29 protein-coding genes are annotated in these 26,009 nt (G+C 36.6%); 17 read left to right on the forward strand and 12 right to left on the reverse strand.

Annotation, left to right across the window (positions count from 1 at the left end; translation table 11 throughout):
* Positions 1 to 2: 2 nt before the first annotated feature.
* The 5 genes from bamA to B4F31_RS11060 all read right to left on the reverse strand — a co-directional run bounded on the left by bamA (position 3) and on the right by B4F31_RS11060 (position 5,713).
* Positions 3 to 2,621, reverse strand: coding sequence for an outer membrane protein assembly factor BamA (bamA, locus tag B4F31_RS11040; RefSeq protein WP_177195695.1), 2,619 nt, complete (start codon positions 2,619 to 2,621; stop codon positions 3 to 5).
* Between the two features lie 7 nt (positions 2,622 to 2,628).
* Positions 2,629 to 3,369, reverse strand: coding sequence for an isoprenyl transferase (locus B4F31_RS11045; protein ID WP_075325682.1), 741 nt, complete (start codon positions 3,367 to 3,369; stop codon positions 2,629 to 2,631).
* A 1-nt stretch (position 3,370) separates the two neighbouring features.
* The gene (locus B4F31_RS11050; RefSeq protein WP_075325683.1) at positions 3,371 to 4,075 is read right to left on the reverse strand and encodes a DUF6089 family protein; all 705 of its coding nucleotides are present in this window, start codon (positions 4,073 to 4,075) and stop codon (positions 3,371 to 3,373) included.
* 100 nt (positions 4,076 to 4,175) lie between these two features.
* Complete coding sequence (locus B4F31_RS11055; protein WP_075325684.1) at positions 4,176 to 5,060, reverse strand: NAD kinase; 885 nt, start codon at positions 5,058 to 5,060, stop codon at positions 4,176 to 4,178.
* Positions 5,057 to 5,713 (reverse strand): CBS domain-containing protein, encoded by a 657-nt coding sequence (locus B4F31_RS11060; protein WP_075325685.1) that lies wholly within the window; start codon positions 5,711 to 5,713, stop codon positions 5,057 to 5,059. Before B4F31_RS11060 ends, B4F31_RS11055 begins: the two co-directional genes overlap by 4 nt.
* Positions 5,714 to 5,803: 90 nt before the next feature.
* Here B4F31_RS11060 and B4F31_RS11065 point away from each other — a divergent pair, with 90 nt between their 5' ends.
* The 8 genes from B4F31_RS11065 (at position 5,804) to clpX (ending at position 14,131) form a co-directional block, all read left to right on the forward strand.
* Complete coding sequence (locus B4F31_RS11065; protein ID WP_075325686.1) at positions 5,804 to 6,517, forward strand: pyridoxine 5'-phosphate synthase; 714 nt, start codon at positions 5,804 to 5,806, stop codon at positions 6,515 to 6,517.
* A 25-nt stretch (positions 6,518 to 6,542) separates the two neighbouring features.
* Entirely contained in the window at positions 6,543 to 7,307 is a 765-nt protein-coding gene (locus B4F31_RS11070; RefSeq protein ID WP_075325687.1) for an alpha/beta fold hydrolase, read from the forward strand.
* Between the two features lie 119 nt (positions 7,308 to 7,426).
* Positions 7,427 to 8,674 (forward strand): OmpP1/FadL family transporter, encoded by a 1,248-nt coding sequence (locus tag B4F31_RS11075; protein WP_075325688.1) that lies wholly within the window; start codon positions 7,427 to 7,429, stop codon positions 8,672 to 8,674.
* A 10-nt stretch (positions 8,675 to 8,684) separates the two neighbouring features.
* On the forward strand, positions 8,685 to 10,220 hold the full coding sequence (locus B4F31_RS11080; protein ID WP_075325689.1) for an SGNH/GDSL hydrolase family protein: 1,536 nt from the start codon (positions 8,685 to 8,687) through the stop codon (positions 10,218 to 10,220).
* An 87-nt stretch (positions 10,221 to 10,307) separates the two neighbouring features.
* Positions 10,308 to 10,649 (forward strand): phage holin family protein, encoded by a 342-nt coding sequence (locus B4F31_RS11085; RefSeq protein WP_075325690.1) that lies wholly within the window; start codon positions 10,308 to 10,310, stop codon positions 10,647 to 10,649.
* Positions 10,650 to 10,738: 89 nt separating this feature from the next.
* Positions 10,739 to 12,061, forward strand: coding sequence for a trigger factor (gene tig / locus B4F31_RS11090; protein WP_093305011.1), 1,323 nt, complete (start codon positions 10,739 to 10,741; stop codon positions 12,059 to 12,061).
* Between the two features lie 107 nt (positions 12,062 to 12,168).
* Positions 12,169 to 12,846 carry an ATP-dependent Clp endopeptidase proteolytic subunit ClpP gene (gene clpP / locus B4F31_RS11095; protein ID WP_075325692.1) on the forward strand — a complete coding sequence of 226 codons (678 nt, stop codon included), beginning with the start codon at positions 12,169 to 12,171 and terminating at the stop codon, positions 12,844 to 12,846.
* A 52-nt stretch (positions 12,847 to 12,898) separates the two neighbouring features.
* Positions 12,899 to 14,131 (forward strand): ATP-dependent Clp protease ATP-binding subunit ClpX, encoded by a 1,233-nt coding sequence (clpX, locus tag B4F31_RS11100; RefSeq protein ID WP_075327894.1) that lies wholly within the window; start codon positions 12,899 to 12,901, stop codon positions 14,129 to 14,131.
* A 78-nt stretch (positions 14,132 to 14,209) separates the two neighbouring features.
* Here clpX and B4F31_RS11105 read toward each other — a convergent pair whose 3' ends face one another.
* The 6 genes from B4F31_RS11105 to B4F31_RS11130 all read right to left on the reverse strand — a co-directional run bounded on the left by B4F31_RS11105 (position 14,210) and on the right by B4F31_RS11130 (position 17,879).
* Complete coding sequence (locus B4F31_RS11105; protein ID WP_075325693.1) at positions 14,210 to 14,788, reverse strand: DUF1989 domain-containing protein; 579 nt, start codon at positions 14,786 to 14,788, stop codon at positions 14,210 to 14,212.
* Positions 14,779 to 15,396 carry an FMN-binding negative transcriptional regulator gene (locus B4F31_RS11110; RefSeq protein ID WP_075325694.1) on the reverse strand — a complete coding sequence of 206 codons (618 nt, stop codon included), beginning with the start codon at positions 15,394 to 15,396 and terminating at the stop codon, positions 14,779 to 14,781. The genes B4F31_RS11105 and B4F31_RS11110 overlap by 10 nt, the downstream gene beginning before the upstream one ends.
* A 2-nt stretch (positions 15,397 to 15,398) precedes the next feature.
* Entirely contained in the window at positions 15,399 to 16,097 is a 699-nt protein-coding gene (gene gntA / locus B4F31_RS11115; protein WP_075325695.1) for a guanitoxin biosynthesis heme-dependent pre-guanitoxin N-hydroxylase GntA, read from the reverse strand.
* A 102-nt stretch (positions 16,098 to 16,199) separates the two neighbouring features.
* The gene (locus B4F31_RS11120; RefSeq protein ID WP_075325696.1) at positions 16,200 to 16,469 is read right to left on the reverse strand and encodes a SemiSWEET family sugar transporter; all 270 of its coding nucleotides are present in this window, start codon (positions 16,467 to 16,469) and stop codon (positions 16,200 to 16,202) included.
* 6 nt (positions 16,470 to 16,475) lie between these two features.
* Positions 16,476 to 16,997, reverse strand: coding sequence for a DUF421 domain-containing protein (locus tag B4F31_RS11125; protein ID WP_075325697.1), 522 nt, complete (start codon positions 16,995 to 16,997; stop codon positions 16,476 to 16,478).
* A gap of 33 nt (positions 16,998 to 17,030) precedes the next feature.
* Positions 17,031 to 17,879 (reverse strand): SDR family oxidoreductase, encoded by an 849-nt coding sequence (locus B4F31_RS11130; RefSeq protein WP_286761312.1) that lies wholly within the window; start codon positions 17,877 to 17,879, stop codon positions 17,031 to 17,033.
* A 190-nt stretch (positions 17,880 to 18,069) separates the two neighbouring features.
* On the opposite strand from B4F31_RS11130, the gene B4F31_RS11135 reads away from it, so the two are divergent.
* Together B4F31_RS11135 and B4F31_RS11140 are read left to right on the forward strand one after the other, a co-directional pair.
* The gene (locus tag B4F31_RS11135; RefSeq protein WP_075325699.1) at positions 18,070 to 18,756 is read left to right on the forward strand and encodes a glycerophosphodiester phosphodiesterase; all 687 of its coding nucleotides are present in this window, start codon (positions 18,070 to 18,072) and stop codon (positions 18,754 to 18,756) included.
* A gap of 51 nt (positions 18,757 to 18,807) precedes the next feature.
* The gene (locus B4F31_RS11140; protein ID WP_093305005.1) at positions 18,808 to 20,028 is read left to right on the forward strand and encodes an NAD(P)/FAD-dependent oxidoreductase; all 1,221 of its coding nucleotides are present in this window, start codon (positions 18,808 to 18,810) and stop codon (positions 20,026 to 20,028) included.
* On the opposite strand, the gene B4F31_RS11145 is transcribed toward B4F31_RS11140, so the two are convergent.
* Positions 20,025 to 20,501 carry a TspO/MBR family protein gene (locus B4F31_RS11145; RefSeq protein WP_075325701.1) on the reverse strand — a complete coding sequence of 159 codons (477 nt, stop codon included), beginning with the start codon at positions 20,499 to 20,501 and terminating at the stop codon, positions 20,025 to 20,027. The genes B4F31_RS11140 and B4F31_RS11145 overlap by 4 nt on opposite strands.
* A 231-nt stretch (positions 20,502 to 20,732) precedes the next feature.
* Here B4F31_RS11145 and mvaD point away from each other — a divergent pair, with 231 nt between their 5' ends.
* The 7 genes from mvaD to B4F31_RS11180 all read left to right on the forward strand — a co-directional run bounded on the left by mvaD (position 20,733) and on the right by B4F31_RS11180 (position 25,728).
* Positions 20,733 to 21,833, forward strand: a complete 1,101-nt coding sequence (mvaD, locus tag B4F31_RS11150; protein ID WP_075325702.1) for a diphosphomevalonate decarboxylase — start codon at positions 20,733 to 20,735, stop codon at positions 21,831 to 21,833.
* Positions 21,834 to 21,886: 53 nt separating this feature from the next.
* Positions 21,887 to 22,087 (forward strand): hypothetical protein, encoded by a 201-nt coding sequence (locus B4F31_RS11155; protein WP_075325703.1) that lies wholly within the window; start codon positions 21,887 to 21,889, stop codon positions 22,085 to 22,087.
* Positions 22,075 to 22,401, forward strand: coding sequence for a hypothetical protein (locus B4F31_RS11160; RefSeq protein WP_075325704.1), 327 nt, complete (start codon positions 22,075 to 22,077; stop codon positions 22,399 to 22,401). Before B4F31_RS11155 ends, B4F31_RS11160 begins: the two co-directional genes overlap by 13 nt.
* Positions 22,402 to 22,435: 34 nt before the next feature.
* Complete coding sequence (locus B4F31_RS11165) at positions 22,436 to 23,374, forward strand: mevalonate kinase family protein (protein ID WP_075325705.1); 939 nt, start codon at positions 22,436 to 22,438, stop codon at positions 23,372 to 23,374.
* A gap of 12 nt (positions 23,375 to 23,386) precedes the next feature.
* Positions 23,387 to 24,292, forward strand: coding sequence for a geranylgeranylglycerol-phosphate geranylgeranyltransferase (locus B4F31_RS11170; RefSeq protein WP_075325706.1), 906 nt, complete (start codon positions 23,387 to 23,389; stop codon positions 24,290 to 24,292).
* Between the two features lie 21 nt (positions 24,293 to 24,313).
* A complete protein-coding gene (locus tag B4F31_RS11175; RefSeq protein WP_075325707.1) occupies positions 24,314 to 24,790 on the forward strand; it encodes a nucleoside deaminase in 477 nt (158 codons plus the stop codon).
* A 95-nt stretch (positions 24,791 to 24,885) separates the two neighbouring features.
* Positions 24,886 to 25,728, forward strand: a complete 843-nt coding sequence (locus B4F31_RS11180) for a pseudouridine synthase (protein ID WP_075325708.1) — start codon at positions 24,886 to 24,888, stop codon at positions 25,726 to 25,728.
* Positions 25,729 to 26,009 lie beyond the last annotated feature (281 nt).

Raw genomic sequence — 26,009 nt, forward strand, 5'->3', positions numbered from 1 at the left:
AATTAAAATTGCTGTCCGATAATGAAATGCGTTTCCCAACCGTTAGGCCCGGGTTGTCCTCCAATAGGATCAAAACCGTAACCAAAGTCAATACCAAGTAAACCAAAGGCTGGCATAAAGATTCTTAAACCTGCCCCGGCAGATCTATTCACCTGGAAAGGATTAAAGTCCCTAAAATTATCGTAAGATGCACCTGCTTCCAGGAAGGTAAGTGCATAAATAGATGCTGTTGGCTTTAAGGTAATAGGATATCTAAGTTCTAAAGAGTATTTGTTGTAAATGGTAGCGCCATCATCATTAACTCCGGCAGGACGATCTAAAGGAACTACAGATTGATTTGGATAACCTCTTAACTGTACGGTTTCTCTGCCATCTAAACTAAATGCGCCAAGGCCATCTCCCCCAAGAAAGAATCTTTCAAAAGGTGGAACACCACGATCGCTATTATAAGCTCCAAGGAAACCATATTCGGCGTTAGTTCTTAGTACAAGTTTGTCGTAGATTTGAGTAAACCACTCACCACTAAACTTAACTTTATAGAATTCTAACCAGTTAAATTTCTTCTGATCTATTAGACGTTGGTCTCCAACTGCATTTTCAGGAGTGACCCTGTTGCCTTGTTGGTCTATAAGATTCCCATTATCATCTTCCAGCTGAAACTCTCTTTGATCAGCTAAATTTGCATAATCTACACCATTCCATAAAGAATAAGGAGGAGTGAATTTTGCCGTAAGTTTAAATTTAGAACCCCCCATTGGGAAAATTGGGTTTACATAAGTATTATCTCTTGTGAGTCCAAAAGTATAGGTGAAGTTGTTAGAGTGACCATCACCAAAAGTAAATAGCCCCGTATTGTAATTATTTAAGTTATAACGCTGAAAACCTACCGAGTGAGACACCGTCATATAAGGATCTGGTACCGTTAAACGTTTTGCCAGGCCTACGTTTATTCCAAGTATATCAAAACTTCTGCTTCTATCTGCTTCTCTGTTTATATAATCGAATAAAAACTGTCTTGTATAAGAGAAAGAGGTTTGCAAACTTACCGGCTTTTTACCTCCCAACCATGGCTCCTGAAAAGACAGGCTGTACGTTTGATAAAACGTACTGGCTTGTGCTCTTAAAGAAAGCGTTTGCCCATCTCCCATAGGTACTGGCTTATAGGCTTCTTTATCAAAAATTCCAGATAAAGAGAAGTTGTTAAAGGACAGCCCCAAAGTGCCAATAAAGCCACCGCCACCGTAACCACCTTGTAGTTCTATTTGGCTGGCGCCTGCTTCTACAACAGAATATTCAAGGTCTAAAGTACCGGCCTGCGGATCTGGATCAACAAATTTTGGTTCTAATTGCTCTGCATCAAAAAATCCAAGTTGTCCAAGTTCCCTAACGGTATTAACCACATCTTCCTGGCTATATTTTTGGCCTGGTTTTGTTCTTAATTCACGATAAATAACGTGATCTTTTGTTTTGTCGTTTCCGGTTACACTAATATTATTGAAGTATGCTTCTTTTCCTTCAATTATTCGTATTTCAAAATCTATGGTATCGTTGTAAACATTGGTTTCTACAAGGTTAATGGTAGAAAATAAATAACCATTGTTTTTATACAGGTTAGAAAGATCTTCCCCGTCTGGTTTGGTTTCATCGGCAATTCGCTCGTCTAAAAGCACCCCGTTATAAACATCGCCTTTATTAATTCCTAAAGCTCGTTGTAATTGCGCATCGGTATAAACCGAATTTCCTAAATAATCTATATTACCAATATAATATTGATCTCCTTCTTCTACCTTAAGATTTAAGGCTATGGTTTCGTCGTCAACTTCTACCAAAGAATCTGTAACAATCCTGGCATCTCTATAACCACTTTCCTTATATTTATCTATAATATTTTCTTTGTCTTCCTGGTAATCTGCCCTCACAAATTTTGATCTTTTCCAAAAGCGGAAAAAATTCTTTTGTTTGGTGTTTTTCATGGCCCTTTTAAGCTTCCAGTTAGAAAATTTTTCGTTGCCAGAAAAATTTATTTCGGCAATTTTTACACGATCACCCTGGTCTATGTCTATAAGCATATTTACCAGGTTGGTATTTGCTGTAGTATCGGTAACTTCACTAGTGCTTATTTTTGCCTTAGCATTAAAATAACCTTCTTTTCTATACTTACTTTCAATATAATTTTTGGTGGTGGTTATAAGGTTTTCAGAAACTTTTGCGCCTGTTCTTAGTTTGTTTTCCTTAATTATTTCTTCCTTCTCCCGTTTTTTAAGTCCGGTAACCTGAACTTTATTAAGTTTTGGAACTTCCTGTATCTCAATTTCAAGATCGGCTACATTGCCGTCACTTACATTGGTGATATAAAAGTTAATATCACTAAATTGATCAATATCCCATAGTTTATTGATCACGCTACTAATTTTATCTCCGGGAATATAGATTTCTTCCCCTTTTTTTAGACCGGTATAAGCAATTACGGTTTGCTCGTTAAAACTAACGGTACCCGTAACTTTTATATCTCCAATTATATATTTTTTGCCATCTGCTAATGGTAAGCCCTGAGCTTGTGAAGAAATGCTGAATATTAAACTGCATGCTATTGCCAGAAGGGTAAATACTTTCTTCGTCATGAATGCGCTAACTGAGTTGCTCACTGGTTTTTCCAAATCGTCGTTCTCTATTTTGATAATTGTAAATGGCTTCAAAAAGATTTTCTTTTCTAAAATCTGGCCATAAGATTTTTGTAAAATATAATTCGGCATAAGCAATTTGCCATAATAGAAAGTTGCTTATACGTTGTTCTCCGCTGGTTCTGATTAGTAAATCCACCTCCGGAAAATTTCGGGTGTAAAGATGCTGATTTATAACCGATTCATCAATAGCATCGGCGCTTATTTCATTATTTTTAACTTTCAGGCTAATTTCACGTATTGCAGAACTTAGCTCTTCCCGTGAACCGTAACTTAGTGCAAGGTTAAGCACCATACGATCGTTGGTTTTAGTTTTCTCTATAACTTCGTGAAGTTCTCTAAATACCTTTTTAGGCAGGGTATTTAGATTTCCTATAGCGTTTAACCTAATATTATTGTCCTGAAGTGTTTTAATTTCTTTTCTTAAGGAAGAGACCAATAGACGCATTAAAGTGTCTACTTCTAATTTTGGACGCTTCCAGTTTTCGGTAGAAAAAGCATAGAGGGTGAGGTATTCTATGCCAATTTCGGCTGAAGCTTCTACAACATCTCTAACTGCGGTAGTGCCTTCTTCGTGCCCAGCAGCCCTAAGAAAGCCTTTTTTTCTTGCCCAACGCCCATTACCATCCATAATTATGGCAATGTGTTTAGGTAGTTTCTTAAGATCTATGTTTTTTTTATAATCCATATTAAAATCTACTGTAGCAAGGTTCCCTACCCCATGAGAAGGTGAAATTCACGCCCGTAAAAACATACCAATCGTTGGTATTTCTATTTCCGAATTCCTTTTTTGGCATTCTGTTCCCAAAAATTTCTTCAGGCCAGCTTCCATCCAGGTTGTCGGTAAAAGTATAACGAACACCTACTTCCAGGGCTCCTACAATATGCGAGGTAATACTTTCTTTGTAACCAAAAACTACCGGAATAGCAAAATCCCAGTTGGCGCCCTGGTTTTCCAATTGGCCGTTAGGAAAATCGGCATCAAGTAGTAAGTGATCTGCTCTAAAATAAGTTATCCCTGTATACAAATATGGGGTGCTTTGGGGATGGCCTTCGTGCAAATCAAAACTCCAGAAATTATACTCTAATCCTAACGAAGCTTCTGCAATTGTATTGTTAAAAGAGTAGCCTCTGTTTAATCTTCGGGGGTCATTAGAATTTGCATCGTCGGCATTTATTTCTGCATATAAAAGCGAAAATCTAAAAGCGTGACGTGGGCTGCGATTCCATTTAAGCAATGCGCCTCCAACCAGTCCGCTGGGTAGAACAAAATTGGTTCGCCCTACATCTCCAATATAATTGGCGCCACCAATATATGGTCCTACTTCAAATGTTTGAGAATTTGTTTTTGGAGCAAAAACAAGCATGATTACTACAACTAATAGGTACCTCATAGGCTTTCAAAAGTTTGCAAATATAACAATTATGTTTGCTCCACAATAATTTGAGCAATTTTGTATATATTCTTAAACAGTTTTTAAAATCATTTATTGCTTAATTACGTTTATCCTCACCCCACATTAACTTTTTTCTTAGGGTGTGAAGAAAACTATCGCCTTTAAGTTCAACAAGATTTATTGCGTAGGGTGCTTTTTCTATAATAATTTCAGTATCATTTTCCAGGGTTGCGATACGGGAATCCATAGAAACTAAATGAGATTCTTCCCGTCCCGATACCCGAAGTGTTATTTTAGTATCGTCTTTAATTACTAAAGGACGCGCGTTTAAATTATGTGGCGCAATGGGGGTAATTATAAGAGAGCCTGCATCTGGGGTTATAACCGGGCCGCCACAACTAAGGGAGTAACCGGTAGAGCCTGTGGGTGTAGAGACAATTAATCCATCGGCCCAATAAGAATTTAAATATTGATCATTTAGCCACGTATCTACGGTAATCATAGAAGTGGTGTTTTTTCGGCTAACTGCAACTTCGTTAAGGGCTATATTTCTAAAAACCGGGTCGTGGCTGGTGGGATTTGTTTTAATATTTAAAACAGTTCTACGGGAAATACTAAATTTCTTTTCAAGAATACTCTGTAAACATTCTTTGATTTCCTCTTTTTGAATAGTTGCCAAAAAGCCCAATCTCCCTGTGTTAATTCCTACAATTGGAATATCTAAATTTCTAATATAATTTATAGATTTTAAAATAGTACCATCTCCACCAATACAAAAAAACAAATCGAAACTATTATCTAACTCTTCAAATGTGTTGAAGTGTGAGTAATTTTCATTTATAGTTTTATTTAAATGAATTAGATCCAGGAAATTTTCTTCAATTACTACTTTAATATTTTCGCGCTTCAGCAATTCCAGAAGCTGCCCTATATAGATCCCGGCATTGGTATGGTAAAACTGACCGTAGATGCCTACTTTCATATATTCATATATTTATCTAAATACTTAGAGCGGTCTCTAAGATTTTTGTTGAAATTGTCTTCCCGGTGTTCAGAAATTATTTTATAACCATAGCGGCGGAAAGACTGAATAATTTCATTTATACCCGAAGGGCTTAATTTAACCGTGATTTGGGCAACATCATTTTCAATTTTTGAAATAAAGATCCCCAGAATATTGGCATTATTAGATTCGGTAATTTGGGTGATTTCGCTAAAGGAATAATCTTTTATACCTTTTTGGATCACAATAATATTTCCCGCTTCGCTTAAAAAAGGCGTTTCGTTAAATAAGGCAATAATTTCGTTGAGTTCTACATAGCCCAAATAGGTGTTTTCTTCATCTAAAACAGGAAGAATATTGGTATTGTTTTGGGCAAAACGTTCTAAAATATCCAGCCAAAAATCTGTATTTCTAACAAAGAAACCTTCCAGGGCATATTGATAATCTTCCAGCGATTTTTCGGCTTCAAAACAACGAATATCGTTTTCTGAAATACAACCCATATAAATACCGTTGTTTTCTACTGGTAAATGCGAATATGTTAACTGATTGAATAAGTCCTGGACTTCCCCAATTTTATCAGAAAAATGCCTTATAGAGACATCGTTAATTATAATATCTTGCATGTTCATGATGTCGCTTCCTTTTTATGCAAATTAATTAAAATAAAATTCATTAGGGCATTTACAAGTTTGTATTTTTGTTAAACAAAAGCTTATAAAATGACTAAATTAAGTGTAAATATCAATAAAATTGCCACTTTAAGAAATGCCCGAGGGGGCAATATTCCCAACGTAGTGGAAGCCGCCAAGAAAATAGAATCTTTTGGTGGGCAGGGTATCACTGTTCACCCAAGACCAGACGAACGGCATATTACTTACCAGGACGTGCGGGATCTTTCTCCAATTGTGAAAACCGAGTTTAATATTGAAGGAAATCCGGTTGCAAAATTTATTAATTTGGTGCTGGAGGCAAAACCGGCTCAGGTTACTTTAGTACCAGATGCCGAAGATGCAATTACCTCTAATGCCGGCTGGAATACTATTAAAAACAAAGAATTTCTTCAGGAAGTAATCCAGGAATTTAAAAATAACGGTATTCGTACTTCTATATTTGTTGATCCCGATAAAAAAATGATAGAAGGAGCTGTGGAAACCGGTGCCGAGAGAATAGAATTATATACCGAGGCTTTTGCAGTAAAATATGCGAAAGGTGATAAAACGGGGGTAGAACCTTATAAAAAATGTGCAACTCTGGCACATCAATTAGGTTTGGGAATAAATGCCGGGCACGATCTTTCTTTAGAAAATATAAATTATTTTAAAGATAATGTACCTTACTTAGATGAGGTCTCTATTGGCCACGCACTAATTGCTGAAGCTTTATATATTGGGCTGGAAAAAACCATTGAAAAATACCTGGAATTGCTGAAATAATACAATTCCATAAAAAATAATTGCAATGAAATTAAATTCTATAATACTGGGAAAGGGGCAGCCCTTATTAATACTGCACGGCTTTTTAGGAATGAGTGATAATTGGAAAACCATTGGCAATAAACTTGCTGAAGAAAAGGATTTCCAGGTGCATCTTATAGATCAACGTAACCACGGGAAAAGTCCGCATACCAATGAGCATAGCTACGAGTTAATGGCTGAAGATGTGAAGGATTATTGCGAGCAACATTCTTTATCAAATATTATTTTAATGGGGCATTCTATGGGAGGTAAAACTGCAATGCTTGCCGCAGCCGAATATCCTGATTTGGTAGAAAAACTTATTGTGGTAGATATTGCGCCTAAATATTATAAACCGCATCATCAGCAAATCCTGGATGGATTAACAGCTCTGGAAGAAGCAGATTTAGACTCCCGGCAGGAAGCCGATAAATTACTTTCAGAATTTATTTCAGAAAAACCAATCAGGCTTTTTCTTTTAAAGAATTTAAACCGAAAATCTGAGGGCACATACTGTCTAAAAGTAAACCTGGAAACTTTAAAAGAGAATATTGAAGAAGTAGGCAAGTCTCTTCCGCAAGATAAAATTTTTAAGGGTTCTACGCTATTTATAAAAGGCGCTAATTCAAATTATATCAAAGAAGAAGACAAAGCTGCTATTCAAAAACAATTTCCTGAAGTTAAATTTGAGGAAATTCGCAATGCAGGGCACTGGGTTCACGCTGAGAAAATGAACGATTTCTACAAAGCTGTGGCCGATTTTCTTTAAAATCCTTCTAAATTTATTATGTGTGCATAATAAATTATCGTTTTTTGTTGAGTAATATGTAATTTATTCTAAATTTGGAGATAGTAAATTATTAGTATAGAATAAAATCCAAATCAATTATGAGAAAATTACTTTTCCTGGGCCTTTTTGGTCTAATGGCTGCGGTAACTTATGCAGGTGGGTATAGAGTGAGTCTCCAGGGACAAAGATCGCTAGCTATGGGCCACACCGGTGTTGCGGTAGTCAACAATGCTGAGCTTGCATTTTTTAACCCCGCAGGCCTTGTGTATCTTGAAAACAAGATAAATGTAGCAGCCGGTGCCAGTGCTGTTTTTTCCAATGTGAAATATCAAAATTCAGAATTCGGAATTAGTTCTGAAACCGATAGTCCTGTAGGAACGCCATTCTATGCCTATGGTTCTTACCGTGTGAACGATTGGTTAACTTTAGGATTGGCAGCTTATACTCCCTACGGTAGTAGTGTAGAGTGGCCAACAGATTGGGCCGGGTCTCATTTGGTAAACAATATAGATCTCCAAGCAATTTATATCCAGGCTCTTGCTTCTGTGAAAATTTCAGATAAATTAAGTGTTGGTGGTGGGCCAATCTATGTAAATGGATCGGTAAACTTTAACCGTAACCTTAACCGTACGCTAACTGATCTTAATGGAAACCGATCTAATGTAACCGTAGATGCCAGTGGGGTTAGCGCCTTTGGATGGTCTGCCAGTGCAATGTATAACGCAACCGAGGATTTACGTTTTGGTATAAATTACCGAAGTGAAATTATGGTTGAAGCAGAAGGTGGGGACGCTACTTTTCAAAACGTTCCAAATTCTCCTTTAACTCCTTTTCAGGATACACAATTTGATGCTGCATTGCCTATGCCTGCAGAGCTTTCGGTAGGACTTTCTTATGAGCTTCTGGATAAATGGCTTTTTGCATTCGATTATAATATGACCTACTGGGATGTTTACGAATCCTTAGATATAGATTTTGCAAATGCAACTCCAGATTCTAATAACCCAAGAAATTACAAAAACTCTTCTTCTTACAGGTTTGGTTTACAGTATTTTGCAAACGAAACCGTTACCTTAAGAGTTGGATATTATTTTGACGAATCTCCGGTGCAATCAGGTTACTTTGCTCCTGAAACTCCAAGAAACGATGCCCACGGATTTACCGGCGGACTTTCTTTACACGTAAGTGATAGATTCTCTATAGATGCGGCTTTCCTTTACAACAGGTATGAGGAAGTAGACGAATCTTACAATTATTATACTGAGAATGGAGAGACTGTTCCTTTTGAAGGAACTTATAAAACTTCAGCCTTTATTCCGGGACTTGGTGTAACCTACAAATTATAAAATTTAGAAGATGAAACAGTATTTTAAATATATAGCAATATTGGCGCTGGGAATTGTTTCCTGCGAGCCAGAATTTGATAACCCGGTAGACGAAGCCGGGGCGTACAGTAACGGGGAAGCAGATTTTTCCCGATACGTAGCCCTTGGTAATTCACTAACTGCTGGATATGCAGATAACGCCCTTTATATCACCGGGCAGGAAAATTCTTATCCAAACATCCTTGCGCAGCAATTTGATAAAACTCAGGATATCGAGGATTTTACTATTCCTTTTATGAGTGATAATGCCGGCGGACTTTTAGCAGGAGGTAATCAAATAACAAATAATAGATTGGTGCTATCTGTGGTAAATGGCGATACCCTTCCACGAGTATATACAGGAATGCAACCAACTACTGAAGTGGGAAATGTTCAACAGGGGCCGTTTAGTAATATGGGAGTACCCGGCGCTAAATCTTATCATTTAGGTGCTGCAGGATATGGAAATGTCCAGGGAATAGCAGTAGGAACTGCAAACCCTTATTTTGCTCGCTTCGCATCTGCGCCTAATGCTTCTGTAATGGAAGATGCTCTTGCTCAGGACCCAACTTTCTTTTCTTTATGGATAGGAAATAATGATGTTCTTGGTTATGCAAGAACTGGGGGAACAGGAGTATATCAATTAAATAATTTGCAGCCTTCTACATACGCAGATAATGATATTACAGATCCAAACGTTTTTGCCAGTGTATATAGTGAAATGGTACAGGCTTTAGCCGCAAATGCAAGTGGTGGAGTTCTTATTAATATTCCAGATGTAGCTTCGGTTCCCTTTTTTACAAGAGTACCTGTTAATGCTATACCTCTAGATGCTCAAACCGCCGCAGCCTTAAATCAGCAATTTTCAGCTTACAATACACAGGTTCTTCCTGGTTTGGTTCAGGCTGGTTTTATTACCGCTGAAGAAGCGCAAAGCAGACAAATTAATTTTGCTGAAGGTCAAAATTATGTAACGCTACAAGATGAGTCGCTAACCAATATTGGCCAGGCTATTCAGGGAGCGCCATTTAATCTTGATCCTCAAACTGCAGGATTGTTAAGTCAGTTAAGACAGGCTACACCTACAGATCTTATTCCTTTAACCAGCTCTGGAATTCTTGGAACTCCCGTGGGTGATAATCCAAATATGATAAACGGGGTTTCGGTTCCTTTAGGAGATGAGCACGTTTTGACAAATGCAGAGCAAGAATTAATTAGAGATGCTACAACTAGATATAATCAGGTTATTTCTGGTTTGGCAGAGGCTAATGGTCTTGCGTTTGTAGATGCTAATGCAATGCTAAATAAATTAGCAACAGATGGGATCTCTTTTGATGGCGGATTTGTAACTTCAGATTTTGTAACTGGAGGTGCTTTCTCACTTGATGGTATCCACCTTACACCTCGAGGAAACGCAATAGTTTCTAACCGTATAATTGATGCAATTAATACTACTTATAATGCCGATGTGCCTAAAGTAAACGTAGGTGCTTACGGTACAGTGACCTATAACAACGAAGTTCAATAAGAACACATACTTTTTAATACAGATTTACAAACGCCGGATTTTTCCGGCGTTTTTTGTATTTTTCAGAATCTAACTAATCTGAATATTATGAATTTTATATTAAGAATATTACTTACCGCAGTTGCAGTAGTTATACTGGCCAAATTTTTACCCGGGGTTGAGGTAGAAGGCTATCTAACTGCAATAATTGTAGCAATTGTCCTGGCTATTCTAAACCTACTGGTAAAACCAATTTTGGTAATTTTCACCTTGCCGGTTACTATCCTTACTCTGGGTTTATTTTTACTCGTAATAAATGCGATAATTATCTTACTGGCAGATGCTTTTGTTTCAGGATTTGGAGTTAGCGGCTTTTTTATAGCCTTGCTGTTTAGTTTGCTTTTATCACTCTTTCAATCCTTGCTGTTTTCTTTATTAGGAAAAGATTAGCACAATATTGCTGAAATTCAATAATTTGAAACTTTGTTGGCTTGGGAAAAAAGTGTAATTTTGCACTCCAATTTTTATAACAAGTCAAGATGAATATTACCAGAGAGAATATTGATGAATTGAATGCGGTAGTAAAAGTAGATATCGCCAAAGAAGACTACGCCGGTAAAGTTGATAAAATCTTAAAAGATTACCGTAAAAATGCCAATATTCCCGGCTTTAGAAAAGGGCACGTGCCTATGGGAATGGTAAAGAAACAATACGGTCAGGCTGTGTTGGTAGATGAGGTAAATAAACTTTTACAGGATTCACTAAATAAATATCTTACCGAAGAAAAACTGGATGTTCTTGGAAATCCTCTTCCAAAAGAACAGGAAAACTTCGATTGGAATAAAGAAGAATATAGCTTTGAGTTTGAACTTGGTTTGGCTCCAGAGTTTGATGTAAACCTTGAACTTGAAAAGCCGGTTACCCATTACAATATTGTGGCAGATGAAAAAATGGTGAATAACCAGATTGAATCTATTAGAAAACAATACGGGAAACTGATCTCTAAAGATGAGGCTGAAGAAGGAGATATCGTTGCTGGTACCTTCAAAAATGAAGAAGAAGGGATTGAGAAAGAAACTTCAGTAGAATTAGAAAAACTTAAAGGGAAAAGAAATCTTAATAAGTTTGTTGGTGCTAAAGTTGGCGATTCTATCACTTTAAAGACCAAAAGTCTTTTTGAAGATGACCATGAGCTAATTCAGCATTTAGGAATTGAGCACGATAAGGCGCACGATCTTGATATTGAAGTTGAATTTACCATAAAAGAGATTAACCATAGAGAACTGGCTGAGCTTAACCAGGAATTATTCGATAAGCTTTTTGGTGAAGGTAAAGTAACCAGTGAAGATGAGCTTAAAGAAAAGATCAAAGAAGATGCAGCAAAACAATTTAAGCAGCAAAGCGATCAGCAGTTAATGAACGATGTGACCAAGCAGCTTATTGAGCAAACTAAATTTGAACTTCCTAAAGAATTTCTTCAAAAATGGATTCAAACAGTTGGTGAGAAACCAATGACTGAAGAAGAAGCCAAAGAAGAATACGAAAAGAGTGAAGAAGGTTTACGTTACCAGTTAATTGAAGGTAAAATAGTAAACGAAAATAACCTTACAGTAGAGTTTGAAGATCTTAAAGCTTTTGCTAAAGAAAAGATCAAAGAACAAATGGCACAGTTCGGCCAAATGAATCCTGGAGATAAAGAACTTGACGATATCGCGGCAAGAATTCTTTCTAATCAGGACGAAGTAAAAAGAATGTCAGAGCAATTAATGAACGAGAAATTGCTTGATTTCTACAAAGAGAAAATGTCTTTTGAAGAAAAAGAAGTGACTTACGATGAATTTGTGAAAGAGATTTACGAGTAAGCTTTTTCTATAAATTTATACTTATATTTAAGGCGTTAAACCATTTGGATTAACGCCTTTTCACTTGAAAGGCAGCTAAGAGAAAAAGCTTAAAAACAGAAAAATTGATGGATTACGGAAAAGAATTTGAAAAATACGCCACTAAACATCACGGTATAAATAGTAACTATTACCAAAAGATAGTGAGCAGCGTGACTCCTACGGGGATGACTCCTAATATTATTGAAGAGCGACAAATGAATGCAGTCGCGATGGATGTTTTTTCCAGGTTAATGATGGATAGGATTATCTTTATGGGTACTGCAATAAACGACCAGGTTGCAAATATCATCCAGGCGCAAATGTTATTTTTAGAAAGTACAGATGCTTCTAAAGATATCCAGATCTATATAAATTCTCCGGGAGGAAGCGTTTATGCAGGTTTGGGAATTTATGATACTATGCAGTTTATAAAACCAGATGTGGCCACAATTTGTACAGGAATGGCAGCCTCAATGGGCGCAGTATTGCTTTGTGCAGGTGAAAAAGGAAAAAGAAGCGGTTTACCGCATTCAAGAGTGATGATTCACCAGCCTTTAGGAGGTGCGCAGGGACAGGCCAGCGATATAGAAATTACAGCGAGAGAGATATTAACCCTTAAAAAGGAACTTTACGATATTATCGCAAAACATTCTGGCCAATCTTATGAAAAAATTGAAGAAGATAGTGATCGTGACTACTGGATGAAGGCTGAAAAAGCCAAAGAGTACGGAATGATTGATGAGATTTTAACGAGAGAAGGATAAGAATTAATTTTCAGTTTATTATTTTATAGATTGAAAATTGAAATTTGAAGAAATGGCGAAAGAAGAATTAGAATGTTCGTTTTGCGGTAGAAAGAAACCCGAAACCAATTTACTTATTGCAGGCTTAGATGCGCATATATGTGATAAATGTATAGAGCAGGCGCACGGCATTGTAATGGAAGAGCTTAAGCAGGGAGAAGCCAAAGAATTGTCTTCAGATCTCATGCTTAGCAAACCCAAAGTAATTAAAGAGTTTTTAGACCAATATGTAATTGGGCAGGAAGCTACCAAGAAAGTAATGTCTGTAGCCGTTTATAACCACTATAAAAGGTTGTTACAACCGGCAAGCGACGATGATGTAGAAATTCAAAAATCTAACATCATTATGGTTGGGGAAACCGGTACGGGTAAAACCCTTATTGCCAAAACCATCGCGAAAATGCTTAATGTGCCTTTGGCTATAGTAGATGCTACGGTACTTACCGAGGCTGGTTATGTAGGTGAAGATGTAGAAGGTATTTTAACGAGATTGCTTCAGGCAGCCGATTATAATGTTGAAAAAGCACAGCGCGGAATTGTATTTATTGATGAAATAGATAAAATTGCCCGTAAAAGCGATAATCCGTCAATTACCCGAGATGTTTCAGGGGAAGGTGTTCAGCAGGCTTTATTGAAATTACTGGAAGGAACCACAGTTAACGTGCCGCCAAAAGGAGGTCGTAAACATCCCGATCAGAAATTTGTTGAGGTAGATACCGAAAATATCCTTTTTATTGCAGGAGGTGCCTTTGACGGTATTGAACGTAACATCAGTAAGCGGTTAAATATGCAGGCTGTTGGGTTTAGCGCTTCAAAAAGTGAAGACACGATTGAAAGAACCAATCTTCTGAAATATATTATTCCGAAGGATTTAAAAGATTTCGGACTTATTCCTGAAATAATTGGAAGGTTACCGGCGCTTACTTATATGAATCCGTTGGATAAAAGTACGCTTCGTTCTATCTTAACAGAACCGAAAAACGCCATTGTAAAACAGTATCAAAAACTGTTTGAAATGGACGATATCGAGTTTGAAATGACAGATGATGCACTGGATTATATAGTGGAGAAGGCCGTTGAATATAAATTAGGAGCAAGAGGATTAAGATCTTTATGCGAAGCAATCCTTACTGATGCAATGTTTGAAATGCCAGAAAGTGGCCATAGCAAACTTAAAGTGTCACGGGAATATGCCGAGGATAAATTGAATAAATCAACAATAAATAAACTTAAAGCGGTTTCTTAAAAACCATTTTAGGATAAATTAAAAGGCGGCCGGAAATCTGGAATTTTCGGCCGCTTTTTTTGTAGTTTTTCGAAATAATTAATCTACTATTTCATAATGTATAGGCTTAAAACTACCGTTATTGCTATCTTCAGCAGAACACGCGGTTAAGGCTACAATCAGGTCCATTTTGGCTTCAAACAACACATAATCTCCTGCTTTGCTTAATGGCGGGTCTACGCTAAGTTTTCCTTTTTCATCAAATTGTACGTTCATAAAAATATTGAACGCCGTAGGAATATCATCCGGCTCAATTTCAAATTTTTCAAGGTTGGTGTAGAGGTTTTCAAAACAGCTAGGATGATAACCTTCATAATCATACATCACCTCAAAAGTTTCAGGGCTGCAGGGTGCCAGTAGAAAGTCGTTTCTACCGTTAGTATCTTCCAGGAGTTCCATCATTTTATTACTGCGGTTGCTCCAAAGAAAATTCCCGGTACTTATTAAAATAGACTCTTCAAAATCCAGGGTTTTGCCCGATGATATTTTTTCCCTTCTATCTTTTGCATTAAATAGAACCATATCGCTAACCTGTTCACCTTCGGGGTCTATCACCTTCAGCTTCTGTCCTTTTTTCAATTTAAAGGCAGCTCCAGATTGTTTTTTAATTACTTGCATTTATGCTCTTTTTTAATGTTTTCGCTTAACGCGGAAGATAAATTATTTTCTTGCTTTTCCAAATGTGAAGTAACCGATGCTATATCGTCTTTATCATACCCCTGGTGCAATTTTGCAATGGCCTGAATTTTCTCAACTTTACACCAAAATCCTGTGATGTGTGGTAAATGGTCTTCCAGCATTTCTTTAGGAATATCTTTATAATACAACGGGTTTTCCTGCTGCTTTTCAAAAGTAGCTACTAGTTCCTGCAAAGATTCTTCCAGCTCTTCCCGCGATTGAATTTTCAGCTTAACATTTACATGTATTGCCGAATAATCCCAGGTACTAATATCTTTTTCTTTATACCAGGAGGAAGAAACGTAGCCGTGGGCTCCCTGAAAAATAAGCAGAGCTTCTTTACCATCTTCCAGGTGTTTAAACTGCTCGTTGTGGTTTGCTATATGAGCAAATAAAATAAAGTCTTTTGCCGTACCAAGAGTGAGAACAGGAATATGAGTAGCTAAAAGTCGGTCTCCATTAATTATAAAAGTTGCAAAAGGATGATGCTGTATAAATTTAAAGATAAATTCAGGATCATCCTTTTTGTATTTTTTGGGTTGGTACATAGTTATTTTTTTCCTTGATGAAAGGGACATTTCCATTCATCTCCAACTTTACGTCCACTATACTGTCTGGCTTCACTTTTATCACCAAAATCTTCTAACATTGGGTTTATATTACCCTGTAATTCGGTATCGCGTTCCCTAATTTTATCTCTTACAGTATAATACGCCCCCATTTCCCTTAATTTCTCAAATTGCCAGTGCAGGTTAAATGCCATTGCGGGGTATGGGCTTTGTCTCGCCTTTCGGCTACTGTTGGGGTGCAGGCCAACCATATAAAAAGCTTTTCCGCCAATACTAAAGCTAAAGTTATCGTCTTCGGGATTTTTGCTTACGGTGGGATCCCAGGCTTTATTGTCAATATCGTGTAGAAATTCTAATTGTTTCCAAAGTGCGGTTTCAAACTGGGTTTCAGAAAAAGATTCCTGATTTTTAAAAACAGCCATGAACGTATGAAATTCATTCGATTCAAAGTCGTAGTTTTCAATATACTTTTCTAAATCGTTATAAATGAGTTTCGCGGTTTTTCGACTTGGAAATTCATCGTAGGTATGGAGGTCTATATGCTCCTGGCTAAATACAGTTTGTGCCATTATACAAGGATGATCTTGCGTAAGCACAAAGTCTTTAAATGCAGGCTCTATAGCTTGATCTGTAGAAGCTTTCATTTGTTTTACTTTAGATTTTTCTCTGGTGGAAATCATAATGTTGAATGGTTATTTTTGTAAAACTATCAGGTTTTCTGAAAGCTTCTATGGGGTTTAAGAATAAATTAGTTCAAAATTTTAAAAGATTAACAGGTTGCTTCATTCCTTCTTCCGATAGCGAATCATTAAATACAGCATAACGCTATTTAATCCCAGGGAAACTCCATTAGTAGCGATTATAGGAAGATCTTTTTGGGTGATTCCGTAGATTACCCAAAGAAAAACGCCCAGTATCAAAATACTAAACATTCCCGGTGAAACATCTTCCACTTTCTTGGTTTTCCAGGCTTTTTTAATCTGCGGAATCACTGCCACCGTAGTGCAAATTCCTGCCGCCAGTCCCAGAATATCGGTCCACTCTAAATTCATATTTTATTATTTTAGGACATCTTTAGTAAGCCAGTCTTCTAATTCCTCATTTTCATCTGAAGAATGTAATACGGAAATATCACCGGTAGTTTCAAAAACGACCGCACGCACCTGCGAAAGATTTAGAACGTTGGCCTCCCTTAATTTAGACCGGAGATCACCTTCGGTAACCCGAGCTTTCTTTAAATTATTATGAAGTATTGTATTACCGTCCATTAGGAGTAGCGGTGAATTATCAATAGCTTCCTGAAACCAGGAAAATCGCCTTAATATTGCCGCTGAAATTTGCAGAATATATACGGCTGCCAAACCTATAATTCCCTGTATTAAACTCACCGATTTTGAGAGGATTGTAGTTGCCAGAATAGAACCCACTGCTACCGTCATCGCAAAATCAAAGCTGGACATTTTAGAGAAGCTGCGTTTTCCGGCAATTCTTGTAAAAATTATAATAGCCAGGTAAATCCCGGCGGCAGTGAGAAAAATTGCCAGAATAGATGTCCAGGAAGCTTCAAACCATTTTTCCATAATAAGTTTTTAGTAATTTAACTGATTTTCAGCTTATCCCCCAATAATTTCACCACCATTTACGTGAATAATTTGTCCGGTGATATAACTGCTATCCTCACTGGCCAGAAATACATAGGCCGGAGCCACTTCACTGGGTTGGCCTGCCCTTCCCATTGGAGTATCCTGGCCAAACTCGGTTACATCATCAAAAGTAGCTGGAATCAACGGTGTCCAGATGGGACCGGGCGCAACACCGTTAACCCTAATTTTCTTAGTTGCAAGCATTTTAGATAATGAACGCGTAAAACTTACAATTGCGCCTTTTGTGCTGCTATAATCCAGTAAATGTTCACTGCCACGATAAGCTGTAACAGACGTGGTATTTATCACTATATCACCTTCCTGAAGTTGGTGTAGCGCTTCTTTTACGATATAGAAATAAGGATAAATGTTGGTTTCAAAAGTTTTATGAATTTGCTCTGTGCTTATATCATCTATATTTTCTTTGGGAAACTGAATCGCGGCATTATTCACCAGGATATTTAATTTACCTAATTCTTTAGAAGTTTCTTGCAAAGCCTTTTTACAGAAGTCTTCTTTCTTTAAATCCCCTTCAATAATGAGGCATTTTTTTCCTTCTTTTTCTACTAACTTTTTGGTCTCCAGGGCATCTTCATTTTCCTCTAAATAGATAATCGCGATGTTTGCCCCTTCACGAGCAAAGTGAACGGCAACGCTTCGTCCAATTCCGCTATCGCCACCGGTTATGAACGCGTTTTTACCTTCTAATTTACCCGAACCTTTATAGTTTTTTCTAATAATTTCCGGTTCCGGATTCAATTTGTATTCTTTTCCGGGTTGCTCCTGCTGCTGGTCAGGAAATTTTTCTGGTTTATTCATATTGATTGGTTTTAGGCTAAATATTTTATAATTAATGCTTTGGCAATTTCGAAATCGGGCGAAGTATAAAGTTAAGAAGCATTGCCTACAATAAAATGTTAAGGATTTATAAGTCTTTCTAAAGAGGTCTTTTAAAAACCTAATAAGGTTAAAAAAACATTCATTTGTGTTAATTGAATACCTTTGTCGAATGAATTTATTAAAGATTGGACATCGGGGCGCCAAAGGTCATTTAGCCGAAAATACGCTGGAGAGTATTCAAAAAGCCCTTGATTTTGGAGTTGATGCCATAGAGATTGATGCACATAGATGTAAAACCGGCGAATTAGTGATAATTCACGATTTTACTTTAGACCGAACTACCAATGGGAGTGGAGAAATCGCAAAAAAATCTTTAGCAGAATTGCAAGCCCTTAAAATTGAAAATAAATTTAGAATTCCATTGCTTACTGAAGTTTTAGATCTTATTGAAGGAAAATGCGCCATAAATATTGAATTGAAAGGATTAAATACCGCAACAGCTACCTCAAAAATTTTAAAGAAATATATTGCTGAAAGAAACTGGAAATATGAAGATTTTATCGTCTCCAGTTTTCAGAAAAACGAGTTATTTCAAATGCGAAAACTCGATGAAAATGTTCCCTTAGGAATTTTGAGTAAAGCAAGTGTGACTGAGGCAATAGAATTGGGAAAACTACTCAATGCTTCAGCAATTCACCCTTCCCTAGGAATTATTACAAGAGATAATGTAAAAGCTTCTCACGAAGCCGGATTTAAAGTAAATGTCTGGACGGTTAACGAACCCGAACATATTGCGCGAATGCAAGAATTTGGTGTTGACGGGATTATTTCAGATTTTCCCGATAGACTATTTTAAGAGAAGCCAGAAAGCTGAAAAACCCGAATTTTTAAACTTTTAAACCTGAAAATGCAGCATTTTGATATCATTATAATTGGCGGCGGGGCAGCCGGATTTTTCACCGCAATAAATGCAGCAGAGATAAACCCCAACTTAAAAATTGCCATTTTAGAACGTGGCAAAGATGTGCTTACCAAGGTAAAAGTTTCAGGTGGGGGGAGATGTAATGTTACCCACGCTGAATTTCTTCCAAAGGAACTTAGCACTAATTATCCTCGTGGCGAAAAAGAATTATTGGGGCCCTTTCACAGCTTTATGACCGGCGATACTATGCAATGGTTTGAAGAAAGAGACATAGCATTAAAGATTGAAGACGACGGAAGAATTTTTCCTGTTTCAGACGATTCCCAGAGTATTATAGACTGCTTTTTACGAGAAACCGATAGATTAAAAATTCAGGTATTAAAAAGTCATGCAGTTCAAACATTTCAGCAAAAAAATGATTTTTGGGAGATAAAGACCAGTAAAGGAGATTTTTCAGCAGGAAAAGTTATGCTGGCTACAGGAAGCAATCCCAAAATGTGGAATTTGTTGAAAAAAATCGGTCATAAAATTATTGAGCCGGTACCTTCCCTTTTTACTTTTAATATTAAAGACGAGCGAATTAAAGACCTACCGGGAATTGCGACTGAAGCGGTAGTAAAAATAAATTCTAAAAAAGTAAATTTAGAAAGTAAAGGGCCGCTTTTAATTACCCATTGGGGAATGAGCGGGCCGGGGATTTTAAAGCTTTCGGCCTGGGGAGCAAGGGATTTAGAAAAGCTAAATTATCAGTTTGAAATTAAGGTAAATTGGCTTCCGGGTTATCCTGCCGAAGAAATTTTAGATCAACTAAAAGAATTAAAAAACAAACTCGCCAAACAGCAGGTTTTAAAAAATGCGCAATTCGATTTACCCAAAAGATTTTGGAGAAATTTAATAGTTGCAGCAGGAATTACAGATGGTACCACCTGGGCAGATTTAAATAAAAATCAGCTGCAAAATTTAAGCGCACAACTTACCGAGGCCTCTTTTAAAGTAAATGGAAAAAGCACGTTTAAAGAAGAATTTGTTACGGCCGGTGGCGTAGATCTTAAAGAAGTCAATTTTAAAACTTTTGAAAGCAAACTTTATAGAAATCTATTTTTTGCAGGAGAAATTTTAAATATAGACGCCATAACCGGAGGATTTAACTTTCAGAATGCCTGGACGGGTGGCTTTCTTGCCGCGCAAGCAATAAGTAAAGATTAGTTGAGTCGCCAAATTTCAAAATTAAGTGCTATCGCAAAAAGCACCCAAACAGCATAGGGAAGAAGCAAATAAGCTGCAGTATTATTTACTACTTTAAACCATTTTATGGTGAAAAGAAGTAGAATAAATAAAGCAATAATATTTAAAAGTGCTAAAAGTGGCTGTTGGAGGCCAAAAAATAGAAGGAACCAGGCGCCGCTTAACAACAACTGAAATCCAAAATGATATAAAGCCGTTTTTACCCATTTATGATAAAAACCTTTACTCCAAACTATCCCAGCGGCAATTCCCATTAAAACATACATTAAAAATAAAATAGGCCCGAATATAGAATCTGGCAAATTAAACCAGGGCTTGTTCAACTCTGGATACCAACCTTCAAATCCCGTTTGGGTAGCAATCACGCCCATAAAACCGAACAGCAAACAAATGCCAATGGCCACCGAACTTCGAAAAAAGAGTTTTTTGGTCATTCCTGGTTGATTTTCAAAGTAAAATTAAAACCGCTCAAGCATTTGTTTCCTGAAATAGATTGTGTAAAAATCACTATTTCAGACGCTAAGCTTGTGAGTTTTCAACTACTAAAATATAAATTTATTTGAACCGGGAAAGAAAATTCCCAAAACATAAAACATATCTTTGCTTCTTAATTTGGGATATTTGGTTTATTAAGCTCCAATATTCATAGTTTTAAAATATTGATTATGCCTGAAAAGGATTTTATTTCCAAGCAAATTTCGAATAATATAGAGAAAGGAGAAGTAACCTGGCAATCTCCCAGCAATATCGCATTGGTAAAATATTGGGGAAAAAAGGAAAACCAGATTCCGGCAAATCCATCGGTGAGTTTTACCTTGAATAATTGCAAAACCACTACCAAACTGGAATTTCAGAAGAAATCAGGAAAATCTGAATCTTTTGATTTTGAACTTTATTTTGAAGGAAAAAAGAAGGAAGATTTTAAACCGAAAATTCAACAATTTTTTGAAAGAATTGAAACTTACTGCCCGTTTTTAAAAGAATATAGCTTTAAGATTTATACCGAAAATTCTTTTCCACATAGTAGCGGAATTGCATCTTCGGCCAGTGGGATGAGTGCTCTCGCGCTTTGCGTAATGAGTTTGGAAAAGGAATTAGAAGCTATACAAACTAATAATGAAGAATATTTTTATAAAAAAGCCTCATTCTTAGCAAGATTGGGTTCAGGAAGCGCCTGCCGTAGTTTGGAAGGAGAATTAATTGAGTGGGGAGAACATAAAGATATCCCGGGAAGCAGTGATCTCTTCGGAATAAAATATCCGTTTGAAGTTAATGAAGTTTTTAAAAGTTTCCAGGATACTATTTTGTTGGTAGACAAAGGCCAAAAACAGGTGAGCAGCAGTGTTGGTCATAATTTAATGCACGGCCATCCATTTGCTGAAAATCGTTTTGCCCAGGCGCATTCAAATTTAGACAAATTGAAAGAGGTTTTTGCTTCCGGAAATTTAGAAAAGTTTATTTCTATTGTAGAAAGTGAGGCGCTTACACTTCACGCGATGATGATGAGTAGCAATCCTTATTTTATTTTGATGAAGCCTAATACATTACAGATTATCAATAAAATCTGGGAGTTTAGGGAAGCTACCGAAACGCCTATTTGTTTCACATTGGACGCAGGTGCTAACGTACATGTGCTTTATCCCGAGGCAAATAAAACAAAAGTTTTAGAATTCATTAAGAATGAGCTTGTTGCCTATTGTGAAAAAGGGCAGTATATTTGCGATGTTGTAGGAAAGGGAGCAGAAAAAGTTGTTTCTATACAATAAGCTAAAAAACAGGGTTTAATAATTATTCGTATTTTTAGCTAAAAGCATTCGCTATGCAAGTAGATTTTAAAAGATTCGAACTGCTGGATTGGTTGAAAGACCTGGAAGATGAAAATGTTCTTAATGAGATTAAGGCTATTAAGGACAGGAATGAGGAATTCGATTTCGATAAGGAATGGGAGAACGGTTTGACTGGCGAAGAATTTAAAGCAGAAATGCGTAAAAGGATTAATGAATATCCGTGGAAAAAGTAATTTTTACCAGATCCACCTTAGAGTATTTTGATAATTATTTGCATCCTCTTTTTAGGCAAGACTATTTTTCTTTTAAAGAAAATGCACAAAATTATGTTGATAAAATTGTTGATTTTGTTACAACGAAAATAGACAGTTTTCCGCATAAAATCACTCCGGAAAACTTACGTTTCTTAGGTACTTATTATATTTTTTATAAACCTAATAAGCGTACAACCTGGTATGTGTTTTTTGAAAAAAAGCAGCAACACTATCTGGTTACCACAATAATGAATAATTATTGTAAAGAAATTGCAAGTTTAAGTGAAGGCTAAAATCAAAGCTTCCATTGAATTAAAACATTAGAATATGAAAGGACCTTTATTTTATTCAAAAATTCTTCTTTTCGGAGAATATGGAATTATCAAAGATTCCAAAGGTTTATCCATTCCTTATAATTTTTATAATGGAGCTTTAAAAGTAGATGAAGATCCTTCTGAAGCAGCTATTGCTTCTAATAAAAGTTTACGCCGTTTTGCCGATTATCTTAACGAACTTCAGAAAAACAATCCAGAGCTTGTGCAATTTGATATAACTGCTTTAAATGCAGATATTGAAAAAGGCATGTATTTTGATTCTACTATTCCGCAAGGGTATGGTGTGGGAAGTAGTGGTGCTTTAGTTGCTGCTATTTACGATAAATACGCAACCGGGAAAATTACTGTTTTAGAAAATCTTACCCGGGAGAAATTATTAAAACTGAAAAAAGTTTTCGGAGAAATGGAATCTTTTTTCCACGGAAAATCTTCAGGTTTAGATCCGCTTAATAGTTATTTAAGTATACCAATTCTTATAAATTCTAAAGATAATATTGAGCCCGCCGGTATTCCATCTCAAACGGAAAATGGCCAGGGTGCGGTATTTTTATTAGACAGCGGGAGCACTGGTGAAACCGGCCCTATGGTTGGGATTTTTATGGAAAATATGAAACAGGAAGGTTTCCGTCAAATGCTTAAAGAGCAATTTGTAAAACATACCGATGCCTGTGTAGACGATTTTCTTAAAGGGGACGTGAAATCCTTATTCAGTAACGTAAAAAGGCTTTCTCACGTTGTGCTGGACAATTTTAAACCAATGATTCCTGCCCAATTTCATAAACTATGGAAACACGGAATTGATACCAACGATTACTACCTGAAACTTTGTGGTTCTGGTGGTGGTGGCTATATTTTAGGTTTTACTGAAGATATTGAAAAAGCCAGAAAAGCTCTTAAAGATTACAAATTAGAAGTGGTTTATAACTTCTAAATTTCACCCTTCATGGCGTCCTCTTCTAATAAGCGCTTATTGCTGAAAATGCTTAGTTTGTTTTCGGTGGTTCGTGGTTATAATATCCTTGTGCTCATCGTAGCACAATATCTTACTTCGGCATTTATTTTAGCGCCAGAGCTGCCTTTACGTGAAATTCTTTTTGACGATAATTTATTTTTTCTCATCCTTTCTTCAGCAACGGTAATCGCTTCCGGATATATTATCAATAATTTCTACGATAGCGAAAAAGACCTTATTAACAGGCCTAAAAAAACAATGTTAGACCGGTTTGTAAGTCAGCGTACAAAACTTTCAGGCTATTTCATACTTAATTTGCTTGCTATTTTCTTCGCGAGTTATGTTTCTTTTAGAGCGGTAGTTTTCTTTTCAATCTACATTTTTGCGATTTGGTTGTATTCCCATCGTTTAAAGCGAATATTGTTCCTGGGGAATCTTGTTGCTTCCATTTTAACCATTACACCATTTTTTGTGGTGTTTGTGTACTATAAGAATTTTGAAACTGTAATTTTTATCCACGCGACTTTCCTTTATTTAATGATTGTGATGCGTGAATTAGTGAAAGATTTGGAAAATATGAAAGGCGATTTAATTCAAAATTACCAGACCATCCCGGTAGTTTATGGTGAACGACTTAGTAAGCTATTTCTTTCAGTCTTATGTGTTTTGGCTATTGTTCCCATTTTGCTTTTAATCACGCGGTATGATACTGGCTATATGAATTACTATTTCTATGTATCGCTGCTGTTACTCGTGTTTTTCCTGTTGTTTCTTTATTTCAGCAAGGCAAAATGGCAATATTTATTGCTCCATAATATTCTTAAATTAATAATTGTAGTAGGTGTTTTCAGCATTCTGCTTATAGATATTCAAGAAGTGCTCAACAGAGTATTCTAATCATTTTATTCAAAAATTTATATGAAAAAAGATCATAGCTATTTTCTGAAAAGAGCTATTCAATTAGCCGAAGAAGGAATGGATAAAGGCCAGGGCGGTCCTTTTGGAGCCGTAATTGTAAAAGATGGCGAAATTATAGCTGAAGCTAACAATAAAGTTACAGCCAGTAACGATCCTACAGCACATGCAGAAGTCGTTGCGATTAGAAAAGCCTGTGAAAAATTGCAGGATTTTCAATTAGAAAATTGTATTTTATATACTTCCTGCGAGCCTTGCCCCATGTGTTTGGGAGCAATCTACTGGGCGCGCCCTAAGAAAGTTTATTACGCGCTAACCAGGGAAGATGCAGCTAAAATAGGTTTTGACGACCAGTTTATTTACGATGAAATTGCACTGAAAATGGACGATCGTAAAATTCCTTTTGAAAATTTAATGCGAGAAGAAGGACTTCCGATTTTTCAAAAATGGGAGGCTAAGGGCGATCGGGTAGATTATTAATCTGCTGGTTTTTAATCAAAATATGGTGTAAAATCTTTAGGCGAAATAGAATGCCACTATAAATCAATAGAGTACCTTTGCAAAAAATTAGCGATATGAGTAGAAACGATAAATCTAAAGGTGGAAAAGTTAGCGGAAGACAGGGTGGTGGAAACTCTAAAAAGTCTATGGCCCGCGGCAATGCGCCTATAAAAAAGCAGCAGTCCGCTCCTAAAACCCCTTCCAAAACCGATGGAATTCGTTTAAATAAATATATTGCAAACGCCGGAATTTGTTCCCGCCGTGATGCCGATATCTTTATTTCTGCCGGAAATGTAACCGTTAATGGAAAAGTGGTGACCGAAATGGGCTTTAAGGTAGCCCCAACCGATGAGGTGAAGTTTGATGGAAGAAGCGTGAATCCAGATAAGCCTGAATATTTTGTGCTTAATAAGCCAAAAGGAGTGTATGTTACCGGCAGTACCGAAAAAGGAGGGAAAACCGTAATGGATATTATGGCTAAAGCTACCAAAGCAAAGCTTGATCCTGTAGGGAAATTAGATACCCAGGCCATGGGATTATTGGTTTTTACTAACGATGGTACTCTAGCTAAAAGACTTGGTAAGCCAAGAAATGGAATTAGACAAATTTACCAGGTAAATCTAACCAAACCACTTTCTGTAGAACACTTAGAGAAAATTAGGAACGGTGTGATCCTGGAAGACGGGAAAGTAAACATTCAGGATATTAGTTATATTGCTGAGAGACCAAAGAACGAAGTTGGGATAGAAACCAACAGTACAAAAAACCATATTATTCAACGACTTTTTAAAAGTCAGGGTTATGAAGTAGAAAAACTGGATCGTGTAGTTTTTGGCGGACTAACAAAAAAAGACCTACCAAGAGGCCGATTTAGAAGGCTTACAGATCAGGAAGTTATAAATTTAGGAATGCTTTAAAAAAAGTGATTCCGTATTAAGTTTTTTAATATTTTTGAACCGGATTAGGATTTTCCTTTTCCGGTTTTTTATTTAAAAACTTTAATGCATACAATTAATTGACAGGATTTTATAACCTAAACAAATGTGAGCGCTCTCCGCTCTTTAATTTTATTTTTTCTGAAACCCTTTCAGGCTTCAAATCAATTAATTCAACTCACTTTCTTAACATTAATTTACCAGTCATTTCTTTTGATGCGAAAAATTAATGCCTAAATTTTTACCTTTAATATATAAACCAA

It is taken from the genome of Salegentibacter sp. UBA1130, from assembly GCF_002311535.1.
In the GTDB taxonomy this organism is placed as follows: domain Bacteria; phylum Bacteroidota; class Bacteroidia; order Flavobacteriales; family Flavobacteriaceae; genus Salegentibacter; species Salegentibacter agarivorans.

What these genes read in the sequence shown, in the direction of transcription:
- B4F31_RS11175 (WP_075325707.1), top strand. Translation starts at nt 24,314, where the DNA reads ATGAAAAAAGATCATAGCTATTTTCTGAAAAGAGCTATTCAATTAGCC.
- bamA (WP_177195695.1), bottom strand. Translation starts at nt 2,621, where the DNA reads ATGACGAAGAAAGTATTTACCCTTCTGGCAATAGCATGCAGTTTAATA.
- B4F31_RS11120 (WP_075325696.1), bottom strand. Translation starts at nt 16,469, where the DNA reads ATGAATTTAGAGTGGACCGATATTCTGGGACTGGCGGCAGGAATTTGC.
- B4F31_RS11060 (WP_075325685.1), bottom strand. Translation starts at nt 5,713, where the DNA reads ATGAACATGCAAGATATTATAATTAACGATGTCTCTATAAGGCATTTT.
- B4F31_RS11170 (WP_075325706.1), top strand. Translation starts at nt 23,387, where the DNA reads ATGGCGTCCTCTTCTAATAAGCGCTTATTGCTGAAAATGCTTAGTTTG.
- B4F31_RS11065 (WP_075325686.1), top strand. Translation starts at nt 5,804, where the DNA reads ATGACTAAATTAAGTGTAAATATCAATAAAATTGCCACTTTAAGAAAT.
- B4F31_RS11140 (WP_093305005.1), top strand. Translation starts at nt 18,808, where the DNA reads ATGCAGCATTTTGATATCATTATAATTGGCGGCGGGGCAGCCGGATTT.
- clpX (WP_075327894.1), top strand. Translation starts at nt 12,899, where the DNA reads ATGGCGAAAGAAGAATTAGAATGTTCGTTTTGCGGTAGAAAGAAACCC.
- tig (WP_093305011.1), top strand. Translation starts at nt 10,739, where the DNA reads ATGAATATTACCAGAGAGAATATTGATGAATTGAATGCGGTAGTAAAA.
- B4F31_RS11135 (WP_075325699.1), top strand. Translation starts at nt 18,070, where the DNA reads ATGAATTTATTAAAGATTGGACATCGGGGCGCCAAAGGTCATTTAGCC.
- clpP (WP_075325692.1), top strand. Translation starts at nt 12,169, where the DNA reads ATGGATTACGGAAAAGAATTTGAAAAATACGCCACTAAACATCACGGT.
- B4F31_RS11070 (WP_075325687.1), top strand. Translation starts at nt 6,543, where the DNA reads ATGAAATTAAATTCTATAATACTGGGAAAGGGGCAGCCCTTATTAATA.
- B4F31_RS11125 (WP_075325697.1), bottom strand. Translation starts at nt 16,997, where the DNA reads ATGGAAAAATGGTTTGAAGCTTCCTGGACATCTATTCTGGCAATTTTT.
- mvaD (WP_075325702.1), top strand. Translation starts at nt 20,733, where the DNA reads ATGCCTGAAAAGGATTTTATTTCCAAGCAAATTTCGAATAATATAGAG.
- B4F31_RS11055 (WP_075325684.1), bottom strand. Translation starts at nt 5,060, where the DNA reads ATGAAAGTAGGCATCTACGGTCAGTTTTACCATACCAATGCCGGGATC.
- B4F31_RS11050 (WP_075325683.1), bottom strand. Translation starts at nt 4,075, where the DNA reads ATGAGGTACCTATTAGTTGTAGTAATCATGCTTGTTTTTGCTCCAAAA.
- gntA (WP_075325695.1), bottom strand. Translation starts at nt 16,097, where the DNA reads ATGATTTCCACCAGAGAAAAATCTAAAGTAAAACAAATGAAAGCTTCT.
- B4F31_RS11045 (WP_075325682.1), bottom strand. Translation starts at nt 3,369, where the DNA reads ATGGATTATAAAAAAAACATAGATCTTAAGAAACTACCTAAACACATT.
- B4F31_RS11080 (WP_075325689.1), top strand. Translation starts at nt 8,685, where the DNA reads ATGAAACAGTATTTTAAATATATAGCAATATTGGCGCTGGGAATTGTT.
- B4F31_RS11085 (WP_075325690.1), top strand. Translation starts at nt 10,308, where the DNA reads ATGAATTTTATATTAAGAATATTACTTACCGCAGTTGCAGTAGTTATA.
- B4F31_RS11165 (WP_075325705.1), top strand. Translation starts at nt 22,436, where the DNA reads ATGAAAGGACCTTTATTTTATTCAAAAATTCTTCTTTTCGGAGAATAT.
- B4F31_RS11075 (WP_075325688.1), top strand. Translation starts at nt 7,427, where the DNA reads ATGAGAAAATTACTTTTCCTGGGCCTTTTTGGTCTAATGGCTGCGGTA.
- B4F31_RS11105 (WP_075325693.1), bottom strand. Translation starts at nt 14,788, where the DNA reads ATGCAAGTAATTAAAAAACAATCTGGAGCTGCCTTTAAATTGAAAAAA.
- B4F31_RS11130 (WP_286761312.1), bottom strand. Translation starts at nt 17,879, where the DNA reads ATGAATAAACCAGAAAAATTTCCTGACCAGCAGCAGGAGCAACCCGGA.
- B4F31_RS11180 (WP_075325708.1), top strand. Translation starts at nt 24,886, where the DNA reads ATGAGTAGAAACGATAAATCTAAAGGTGGAAAAGTTAGCGGAAGACAG.
- B4F31_RS11155 (WP_075325703.1), top strand. Translation starts at nt 21,887, where the DNA reads ATGCAAGTAGATTTTAAAAGATTCGAACTGCTGGATTGGTTGAAAGAC.
- B4F31_RS11145 (WP_075325701.1), bottom strand. Translation starts at nt 20,501, where the DNA reads ATGACCAAAAAACTCTTTTTTCGAAGTTCGGTGGCCATTGGCATTTGT.
- B4F31_RS11110 (WP_075325694.1), bottom strand. Translation starts at nt 15,396, where the DNA reads ATGTACCAACCCAAAAAATACAAAAAGGATGATCCTGAATTTATCTTT.